The 8700-nt window shown below is 37.3% G+C and carries 12 protein-coding genes and 1 pseudogene; 7 read left to right on the top strand and 6 right to left on the bottom strand.

Going from position 1 to position 8700, the window contains the following annotated elements:
• The first annotated feature begins 273 nt into the window (after window positions 1-273).
• The 4 genes from FD07_RS11165 (at window position 274) to FD07_RS11180 (ending at window position 2878) form a co-directional block, all read left to right on the top strand.
• A complete protein-coding gene (locus tag FD07_RS11165; RefSeq protein ID WP_010625629.1) occupies window positions 274-486 on the top strand; it encodes a hypothetical protein in 213 nt (70 codons plus the stop codon).
• 709 nt (window positions 487-1195) lie between these two features.
• The gene (locus FD07_RS11170; protein WP_014271903.1) at window positions 1196-2125 is read left to right on the top strand and encodes a replication initiation protein; all 930 of its coding nucleotides are present in this window, start codon (window positions 1196-1198) and stop codon (window positions 2123-2125) included.
• Window positions 2118-2690, top strand: coding sequence for a helix-turn-helix domain-containing protein (locus tag FD07_RS11175; protein WP_020090467.1), 573 nt, complete (start codon window positions 2118-2120; stop codon window positions 2688-2690). The genes FD07_RS11170 and FD07_RS11175 overlap by 8 nt, the downstream gene beginning before the upstream one ends.
• Window positions 2678-2878: a hypothetical protein gene (locus FD07_RS11180; RefSeq protein WP_020090466.1), complete on the top strand. Its 201-nt coding sequence runs from the start codon at window positions 2678-2680 to the stop codon at window positions 2876-2878. Before FD07_RS11175 ends, FD07_RS11180 begins: the two co-directional genes overlap by 13 nt.
• Window positions 2879-2920: 42 nt before the next feature.
• On the opposite strand, the gene FD07_RS11185 is transcribed toward FD07_RS11180, so the two are convergent.
• From FD07_RS11185 to FD07_RS11195, 3 genes are all read right to left on the bottom strand, one after another.
• A complete protein-coding gene (locus FD07_RS11185) occupies window positions 2921-4255 on the bottom strand; it encodes a dihydrolipoyl dehydrogenase family protein (protein ID WP_002831210.1) in 1335 nt (444 codons plus the stop codon).
• A gap of 152 nt (window positions 4256-4407) precedes the next feature.
• Window positions 4408-4887: an MFS transporter gene (locus FD07_RS11190; RefSeq protein ID WP_323670464.1), complete on the bottom strand. Its 480-nt coding sequence runs from the start codon at window positions 4885-4887 to the stop codon at window positions 4408-4410.
• Window positions 4888-4952: 65 nt separating this feature from the next.
• Window positions 4953-5186: a hypothetical protein gene (locus tag FD07_RS11195; RefSeq protein WP_010013316.1), complete on the bottom strand. Its 234-nt coding sequence runs from the start codon at window positions 5184-5186 to the stop codon at window positions 4953-4955.
• 861 nt (window positions 5187-6047) lie between these two features.
• On the opposite strand from FD07_RS11195, the gene FD07_RS11200 reads away from it, so the two are divergent.
• Window positions 6048-6515, top strand: a complete 468-nt coding sequence (locus FD07_RS11200) for a Dps family protein (RefSeq protein ID WP_003587210.1) — start codon at window positions 6048-6050, stop codon at window positions 6513-6515.
• Between the two features lie 41 nt (window positions 6516-6556).
• On the opposite strand, the pseudogene FD07_RS12405 reads toward FD07_RS11200, so the two are convergent.
• The 3 genes and pseudogenes from FD07_RS12405 to FD07_RS11210 all read right to left on the bottom strand — a co-directional run.
• A pseudogene (locus tag FD07_RS12405) lies at window positions 6557-6646 on the bottom strand (IS30 family transposase); the annotation flags it as partial.
• A 236-nt stretch (window positions 6647-6882) separates the two neighbouring features.
• Window positions 6883-7239 (bottom strand): type II toxin-antitoxin system YafQ family toxin, encoded by a 357-nt coding sequence (locus tag FD07_RS11205; RefSeq protein ID WP_020090511.1) that lies wholly within the window; start codon window positions 7237-7239, stop codon window positions 6883-6885.
• Window positions 7239-7517 carry a type II toxin-antitoxin system Phd/YefM family antitoxin gene (locus FD07_RS11210; protein ID WP_002834561.1) on the bottom strand — a complete coding sequence of 93 codons (279 nt, stop codon included), beginning with the start codon at window positions 7515-7517 and terminating at the stop codon, window positions 7239-7241. The genes FD07_RS11205 and FD07_RS11210 overlap by 1 nt, the downstream gene beginning before the upstream one ends.
• 76 nt (window positions 7518-7593) lie before the next feature.
• On the opposite strand from FD07_RS11210, the gene FD07_RS11215 reads away from it, so the two are divergent.
• Together FD07_RS11215 and FD07_RS11220 are read left to right on the top strand one after the other, a co-directional pair.
• The gene (locus FD07_RS11215; RefSeq protein WP_020090510.1) at window positions 7594-8181 is read left to right on the top strand and encodes a site-specific integrase; all 588 of its coding nucleotides are present in this window, start codon (window positions 7594-7596) and stop codon (window positions 8179-8181) included.
• Between the two features lie 12 nt (window positions 8182-8193).
• Window positions 8194-8559, top strand: a complete 366-nt coding sequence (locus FD07_RS11220) for a hypothetical protein (RefSeq protein ID WP_020090509.1) — start codon at window positions 8194-8196, stop codon at window positions 8557-8559.
• Window positions 8560-8700: the final 141 nt, after the last annotated feature.

Here is an 8700-nt window from a genome sequence, read left to right on the forward strand (position 1 = left end):
GTGTAAGTGCGCATTGACCTCGTTTTACTCGGTTTACTGATAACCATAAAATCAGTTTTCGCTGTTGTTAAATTGACTGTATTTTTAATTCAATTTATGTTTGCACCTAACTAGGATTGTTATGTTTTAAATATTTAAAAAGTGTTGCAGACTACGCTGTTTTAAGCCAAAATTTTTTAATTGCTTTGTGCAGATAATCTTTATAAGATTGGTAACAAATTTTGAATAACGGTGCTGTAAGATCTGTGAATTTAAACTGAAAGCATTATTTTGATGTTAGGGGTCATTAAGATTGACGAGAAGAAAGTATTAAAACCAATTGATGAAATGCTTGCTGATCCTTGGCAAGTTGATATTCAAGAATTGTTTGAAGCTTCTGTCAATGAACCTGACGAGATTAAAAAGAATTTGTATGATTCCTTATACACTTATATTTTGCAAAAAAGACAAGAAGATATTATTAATCGTCCTGGCTTCGTTATTTAGCCCTCTAAGAGCCTGCTGAGGGCTTTTTGTTTTTCTTTGGTATAAATGTATATGAATAGTCTTAAAATTGCTAGAAACGAAAAATAAGGCCCTAAAAAACGAACATAGCCGCTAAGTTCTTGTTAAGATTCAAAAAAACTAACTGTTTGCTGTCAATGGTAGCGGACGAGCGCAGCGTGGGAGCATAAGGAATTGACAGCTCTTAACCAGTCTTAACACTGAAATGGCGAAAGCCAAAGTTTCTACAAAACTTTGCTTTCCTGCCTAACGGCGAGTGAAAAAGCGGTCAAGCTGGCTCAGCTTGGACGGGGTTCGGGGCGTTAGCGCCCGATTAAATGTGGCTTGTCACTCCTTTGTAGGCAACGAACAGCGTGAGGCGCAAGGAGCTGTGCGACTGGAGTTTAATGTGAGCCGTTTTTTGGCTCACTCCTTTGTGTTTTTTTGTTTTAGGTTTGTATCTCGTACAGTGGTGCCTCTTATATACCTCTTTTATAAACCTCTTTTAAACCTCTTTTAGACCCCTATTGCGCCTTACTCTCCCAAGGAATACAGGAGTTTATAGATAGAGTTTTGTCTGTTTATAGATAGAGTTTTGTCTGTTTATAGATAGAGTTTTGTCTGTTTATAGATAGAGTTTTGTCTGTTTATAGATAGAGTTTTGTAGTATTGTATATTCATAAAACCATATTCATTAAAAGAGGTGCTTCATTTGAGTAATGAAATTGTTAAATATGATCCTGAATTAAATACAATCCCACTTCGAAAATTCACTCCTGTTGAAATGAATTTATTCTTCTCAATAGTTTCTAGAATGCGTGACAAGGGTGACGAAACTGTAAGGTTTTCATTTGATCAATTAAAAGAATTAAGTGCATATAAACCTACAGCAAATAACCGATTTATTGACGATATTGAAAGTACTTATCAAAAAATTTTAGGCTTACGCTTTGGAAGGCGTAGTAAAGATGGGCTGCATCGTGAATTTTTTGTTATGTTTACCGAATTTGAGATAAACGGCCATGCTGATGATCCTTATGTTGATATTAAAATTTACCCCAAAGCTATAAAATTATTAAATGAGCTGGAAAGTTGGGTTCGTTATGCTTTATCAGAATTCAGAGATTTAAAAAGTAGCTACGCAAAAACCATGTTTCGGTTACTAAAACAATTTAGAACTACTGGGTACGCTTACTTTTCAGTTGCAGACTTTAACGAGCTATTAGATGTCCCTAAAAGCTATAAAAGTAGCAATATAAATCAATCCGTTTTAAAACCCATCAAAGAGGAACTTACGCCTCTTTTTAGAGGCCTAACGGTTAGAAAAAAATATGGTAAAGGCCGCGGAAAACCAGTGATTGGGTATTCTTTTACTTGGAAGCCTGAAAAGAAAGACGCTAACGACTTCTCACAAGGTCAATTTCAAGATGAACGTCAAAAACTATTTAACATTCAGCATAATGGTGAATTAACAGAACAGGAAAAATGGCGTGCCATTGATAAAGTTAAGGGGTTAACTCTAGGCTCTACTGAGAAACAAGCATTGGCTGATAAACAGGCCGAGCACGATAAAAAAATAAGAGATCAAGCACGAAAAGAAGCACTTGCTGAACTCCGAAAGGGGTTTGGAAATAATGCCTAAAACAATTAGAGAACTTGCTGATGAATTGGGCGTTTCAAAGCAGGCTATATGGCAAAAGATAAAAAGAGATGCGTCAATCGATTTACGTCAATTTACATCAACAAAAGGTAATACTGTTTACGTTGATGTTGATGGGCAAAAAGCTATTAAAGCAATGTTCTCAAACAATTCGTCAACAAGATACCGTCAACAAAAAGATGATGTTGACGACAACAAAAAAGATGCGGTTGATGGACAAGATGAAGTGAAATTCCTTCGAAATTTAGTATCAGAAATTCAATCTGAAAAGAAAGAGTTACATAAGTTACTAGATCAGCAACAAAGATTGGCCTTACAGGACAAACAACTGCTCGAAGAATACAAAGCAGAAAACGACAGATTAAAAGTTCTCAAAATGCCCTCACAGGAAACAGAATTCAAACACTTAGACAATCAATATAAAGATGAAGTGAACGTGAACGCTCTTAAAGAGAAGTTGGAAAATTTGCAGGAACAAATCAAAGTTCAAAAAAGGATAGAAGAACAAGAAAAACCAAGAAAATGGTGGGGACTATGGCGAAAATAGATGATTCAGTTAAATTGACATCATTTAAAGGTAATTTATATGATGTGATGAAGTTAATCTTAGCTAAACGTGGGGTAAGTGTAGGACGAGCACGTAATCCTTTACCACATGTAGAAGATGATGAAATGGATCATGTTGAGGTAGTACGGCAACATATTGATGATGCAATTGCTGAATTTACTAAATAATAAAAAAACGCCGAGTCTCCTTAAAAGAGGCTCAGCGTTTTTTTAAATCTGTGACCAGACGTCCGCTCCCAAAGTAGGGAAGAGAGGTACGATGCGGCCTAGTTGTTCAGCTGTATATTGAAACTCAATTGCTGGTAATAAAACGTTAATTGCATCGGCAGCATGTTCACTAACTTCAGCTGCTCCTACAAGATGATGGTCTTGATCGTAAATCAAGGTGTTATCACCAATTGTTTCCTTATCAACTTGGCGGAACCATCCGTCAGGAAGATGATTAGTTTTAATGGTGTAATCAGGATTTTGCTGAGCTTCTTCGACGCTCATACCAACCTGTGCGATTTGTGGTGAGGTAAAGACAATGGTTGGGATGGGCGGATAGTTGATTGCGTCAGTAGTCTTTCCTGTGAAAAGTTGGGTTAAATAACTAGATTCAAAGATCGCAGTCGGGGTGAGCTTAGGCTGTTCTTTATCAAGCACATCACCAGAAGCATAGATGTTATCAATGTTAGTTTGAAGATGATCGTTAACTTCGATCCCGTTAGCATTGTAACTAACGCCTACTTCGTCTAATCCGATGTTTTCGATGTTAGGAATTCGTCCGGTAGCATCCAAAATCCAGTCGGTGGTGAGGGTTTCGTGATCGTTATAAGACACGGTAAAATGAGAACCGTCTTCCTCAAAACGATCCACCTGAGCGTTGTAAATGAACTTCACCCCTCGTTTTTCGAGGTCGGCAATGACTTGTTTTACGTAATCTTGATTAAATTTGCGCAACGCCCGATTATGGCGTAAAAGTACAGTGACGTTCGCGCCGGCAGCATTGGCAATCGTGGCAAATTCCATGCCGATATAGCCCGCGCCAATAATTACGATATTTTCAGGAAGCTGTTTGAGGTTCATAAAATCGGTACTGTCATGCGTAAGTTCTGAGCCCATAACATCTAGATGGTGGGGACGTAGCCCCGTTGCAATCACGATTTTGTCAGCGGTGTAGCGCTGTTGATCCACTTCGATGGTGTGAGCATCAACAAATTTTCCACGACCGTGAATAATTTCGATGTCAACAGAGTCGAGTAAACCAGTAATCATGTCCGGCAAGCCGTCGATGACTTCGTGTTCATGTTCTACATTGGCAGTCCAATCCAGCTTTAAGTCACCATTTACAATGCCATCAAGGCGTTCTTGGTGGCGTAAAAGTTGAACCGGGTTGTCCAGCGTAATTTTCGCGTTGCATCCACGGTTTGGACAAGTTCCCCCGATTTTGTCCGCTTCGATAATGGCGACTTTTTTACCACTATTAGCTAGTGGAACCGCCCCGTCGAAGGCACCATGCCCCGCGCCTAAGTACAAAACATCAAATTGATAACTTTCAGTCATTTAATTACCTCCATCCTAAATTTAGGTGAATAAATAATTACCATTGTTGGCACGAGCATAGCAGAGGATAGGTGCGAGTTGCAAGCGATTGCAACTGAAGAGAACAAAAAGCAATCCTTAACTTTAAATAAGGATTGCTAAAAAATATCTTACTAACGTTTTAATGATTTAATCGATAGCATTGAAATACCACCAATCAAGGAAAAAATAAATGAAACAATAAAAATTCCAGAATAACCAAAAAGACTTATGACGGCAGCGGCTAAAACGGGTGCGATAGCTTGTGTAATTGTATTACCTAAGTTGTAAACACCTAAGAAAAATGCAACACGATTTTGATCGGGGATAACTTTTAAGTTTAATAAATTATCAAGTGCGTTCCATAAGCCCATTCCTAAACCGGCAGCTAAGGCGTAAAGAATAATACCAGTATTATTTCTTAAGAAGAACAGGGAGAGACCTGCAATTGCTAATAAGATAGTTGAGAGACCTACTGGTAATTTCAGTATTTTAAATTTATTAGATAGTGGCCCAGCGACTAATCCCATCAAAATGCCAAAAATAAGCATAATCATGTTAACAAGTTGGATAGAAGATTGAGTTTGATTACCACGATGAAGAAAGTCGGTCATTATATATAAAATGTATCCTGTAATTGCAAAGTTTCCAACTCCCTGAAACATTTTTCCTATAAGAGCTAGGTAGTAGTCGCGCCAATTTGCCAAGAAGGAAAAATTAACTTTACATTTTTTAAAGAAAACTTTTCTTTCTTTTTAGTTGAGGTTTCATCTAAATTAGAAGGCTCATGGACAATCAAAGTTGCAATTAATACGCCAGCAAATGTGAATATACCAAAGACTATAAATCCTAGTCGAAACTGGCTAAGGAACAAAGCACCGATAACGTTAAATCCGTTATTACCTAAAGCCATGCCTAGACCACCATAAGCAGAAGAAGCAGTCCCCTTTCCATCTTCAGGTGCAAAGGATAATCCAGATTTAAAAAGCCAAGAGCTAAAAAAGCCCAACAAACTTTACAACAATAATCGTAAAAAGCGCCTAGAAATAGGCTTTTTTTCATGTTTCGACGTTTGAGAAACGCATTCTAAGTCCAGTTTTTATTAATAAATGGGTTAATGTCCGCTAAATGAATATATAAACTGCGTCATAACTTAACAATTGTGTCGCTTTTTTTGTGCCTTATAATTAAAGGTGTTAAAATACGTCATAACTTACCACCATAAAGCAGTCCAATTAATTTATTGACTTCTAAGTAAAATACCAGGAGTTTTGCTATGAATTAACTATGATCCTAGGTGGTCACTAAAACATTCCTTAATTTAGGGGCTATAATTAACTATAGACCCTATATATTCATAGCCCCTTTCTGTTTGGTGTTAAAGTATTAGTCATCGATGTCATGCACTATCTTGTTTAGCACCGTTTTGATGGAACTGGAAATATTTTCTAAATTGAAATGATTATATATTTCTTTATCCTTAAGCATCCTTTTTTGTGCCTTATTTAATTTACACTCATTGTTACCCACTACCCATTCATCCTTTGTACGTATAAAGGGGTTTTGCGCACTTTCCTTTAACGCGTTTTGAACATCTTCATAAGGTAAATAAAATTCAATTGTAGATTAATTTTACAATCTACCATATAACGTCTCCATCTTTTCAAAACGACTTAATTCTACGGGCTATAAATAACTTAATTTGCCAGTGTATAACGTTTCACATTAAGCTACCACTAAGTTATAATAACCATATCGAAAGGAGATCAATCTAATGAAATATACGAAAACCAAAGCAGTATTAAATCAACTCGTTGCCGATTTGAGCCAGATGTCAATGATTATCCATCAGACGCATTGGTACATGCGTGGACCCAACTTTTTGAAGTTGCACCCCTTGATGGATGAGTTCATGGAAGAAATTGACAGCCAACTCGATGTCATTTCTGAACGGCTGATTGCGCTTGATGGCAGTCCTTACTCGACCTTAAAAGAAATGGCCGAAAACACTAAGATTCAAGACTGGCCTGGTGAATGGGACAAAACAACCCCAGAACGCCTCGCACACTTAGTTGATGGCTATCGTTACTTGGAAGACCTTTACCAACACGGCATTGAAGTATCCGATGTTGAAAAAGACTTCAGTACCCAAGATATTTTCATTGGTCTCAAAACCGCAATTGAGAAGAAAATCTGGATGATTCAGGCAGAGCTTGGGTCGGCGCCGGAAATTGATGAATAAAATAATATTAAAAAATCGGTAGGCTTATGGTAGATTGTAAAATTAATCCGAACGCCCATTTGGATATTGGACAGCCCTAGTTCACAAAAGGTTTCGATTTTAATTCGTTCGGAATAGGTTATACTAGACAAAAGATCAGCTCCTAAAAGATGGGTTTGTGGTAAACACCATTTTAAAGGAAGCTGATCTTTTTTGTCCGAACAGCGTTCGGATTAATTTTACAATCTACCACTTTAGCAGCTTTGCTCCTACCAGTGGGGTCTATAAGTCCCAAATAACCCTTCAAAAACATTGAAAGAATAACCCCTAATATCTATAATGTAGATATTGGGGGTTATTTATTTTCATATTATAAAAATGACTTCTTCTATTTGTCATTTTTTCGATACCTTTTAGCACGATTTTGACCAGGAAATAAACGATCATGCGATCCGACTCGAATGCCAATTAAGACTAGTTCATCTTTATCAATCGTATAAACCACCAGGACATCGTTAGTTTCGCTTGGTGTTTTGTTTTTCGGGGTATCTCGTAAGTGAAATTCATTATACCCGCTCATTCGCCGATTAAGCTCATGATCTTCAAATTCTGGTGGTAATTGTTGTTGCTCAAGCAACAGGTCAATGGCTGCTTGAACTTCATCAATAATAGATTTGTCTAAACTGGCTAACCGTTTTAAATCAGCATTAAAGGTTGCACGTGGTTTAAATCTTAGTTTTTTCATTATTTAAACTGACCCCAATAATCATCATTTGATTCAACAATTTCATCATCAGGTAAAACATGGCGTTTAATTAACTGATCACGCGCAATTGCATATTCTAACGAACCTTCTTTAGCTTTTAATGCTCTTTCTAGCCAGTCCATTTTTTCTTGTGAAACGATGGCCACTGCGCGACTGTTTGAACGAGCAATATAAACGGTTTCGTCTTCGTCATTAACTTGATCTAAATATTTTTTTAGGTTAGCGCGAAAATCGCTCTGTGTTAGTGCTAATGTCATATTTACCACCCTTTCATTGTACTTAATATTGTACTTTAATTTGTACTAAAAATCAATTTTTTAAGGAGCTAAAACTATGCAACAAGTTGTCTTACCCATCAAAGATTCAAATGTTCTCAAGGAGGTTCAAGATACCTTACTCAACAACTTTAAAGCTGGCCGGCGTAACTATACAGTTTTTCAAGTTGGCAAAGCTACGCTACTGCGAGTGAGTGATGTCATGCGCTTAAAACAAACCGATATTTTTAATCCGGACGGTTCTATTAAACAAAATGCGTTCATTCACGATCGAAAAACTGGTAAACCGAATACCTTGTATCTTAAACCAGTTCAAACAGAGCTCTTATTGTACCGTCAATGGCTACTTGATCATAGACTAGCCTCTGAGTGGCTCTTTCCTTCCATTCAACACCCTGAGCGCCATATCACGGAAAAACAGTTCTACAAAATTATGAGTAAGGTTGGCGATCTGTTAGGAATTAATTATCTAGGGACCCACACAATGCGCAAAACTGGGGCTTATCGTGTTTACACGCAATCAAATTACAATATTGGCCTAGTAATGCACTTATTAAATCATTCCAGTGAAGCAATGACTTTAGCTTATTTAGGCTTAGACCAGGCTAGTACTGAAACGATGCTGGATAAAATTGATTTTGGTTAGGAGGCTGGCTTTATGGATTTAGATTTTAAATCAAACAAGTATGATCTTTTTGATGATTGGCATCAAAACAAGACTAAACAAGCCTTTACACAAAAGTTGCAGCAACAAGCTCAAATTGAAAAAACACACCTGCCAAAATTATTGTCGCGTGAAGATTTAAAAATTCGTTGGCAGATGAACTCTCGTCAAAGTGTTCATCAAGTTGCTAGTAAGCCTGATTTTCCGCAACCCGTTTTTGCTTTTAATCATGGTAAGACGCCACTTTACTTAGCAACTGAAATTCAAATTTTTGAAATTAATCACCCCTGGGTGATAACTCCCAGTGCTCGTCTTGCTTATAGTCATTGGATCCTTCGTAATGTGATTGATCAATCTTGATATTCAGCTCTAGGTTTTTGAGGGTTTACTCTAGGTTTTTTATAGTTGGCGCTAGCCTTCTAATACAAATAAACCCCATCAAAATGGGGTTTAAATCTACCCTTGACACTTGTCAAGGGTGTAAGTGCGCATTGACCTCGT

Origin of the sequence: Levilactobacillus parabrevis ATCC 53295, from assembly GCF_001434055.1 — a bacterium.
Taxonomy (GTDB): Bacteria; Bacillota; Bacilli; order Lactobacillales; family Lactobacillaceae; genus Levilactobacillus; species Levilactobacillus parabrevis.

Coding starts and splice junctions, on each gene's coding strand:
- FD07_RS11185 (WP_002831210.1), bottom strand. CDS start 4,255: ATGACTGAAAGTTATCAATTTGATGTTTTGTACTTAGGCGCGGGGCAT.
- FD07_RS11175 (WP_020090467.1), top strand. CDS start 2,118: ATGCCTAAAACAATTAGAGAACTTGCTGATGAATTGGGCGTTTCAAAG.
- FD07_RS11215 (WP_020090510.1), top strand. CDS start 7,594: ATGCAACAAGTTGTCTTACCCATCAAAGATTCAAATGTTCTCAAGGAG.
- FD07_RS11180 (WP_020090466.1), top strand. CDS start 2,678: ATGGCGAAAATAGATGATTCAGTTAAATTGACATCATTTAAAGGTAAT.
- FD07_RS11220 (WP_020090509.1), top strand. CDS start 8,194: ATGGATTTAGATTTTAAATCAAACAAGTATGATCTTTTTGATGATTGG.
- FD07_RS11200 (WP_003587210.1), top strand. CDS start 6,048: ATGAAATATACGAAAACCAAAGCAGTATTAAATCAACTCGTTGCCGAT.
- FD07_RS11210 (WP_002834561.1), bottom strand. CDS start 7,517: ATGACATTAGCACTAACACAGAGCGATTTTCGCGCTAACCTAAAAAAA.
- FD07_RS11205 (WP_020090511.1), bottom strand. CDS start 7,239: ATGAAAAAACTAAGATTTAAACCACGTGCAACCTTTAATGCTGATTTA.
- FD07_RS11165 (WP_010625629.1), top strand. CDS start 274: ATGTTAGGGGTCATTAAGATTGACGAGAAGAAAGTATTAAAACCAATT.
- FD07_RS11190 (WP_323670464.1), bottom strand. CDS start 4,887: ATGACCGACTTTCTTCATCGTGGTAATCAAACTCAATCTTCTATCCAA.
- FD07_RS11195 (WP_010013316.1), bottom strand. CDS start 5,186: ATGGCTTTAGGTAATAACGGATTTAACGTTATCGGTGCTTTGTTCCTT.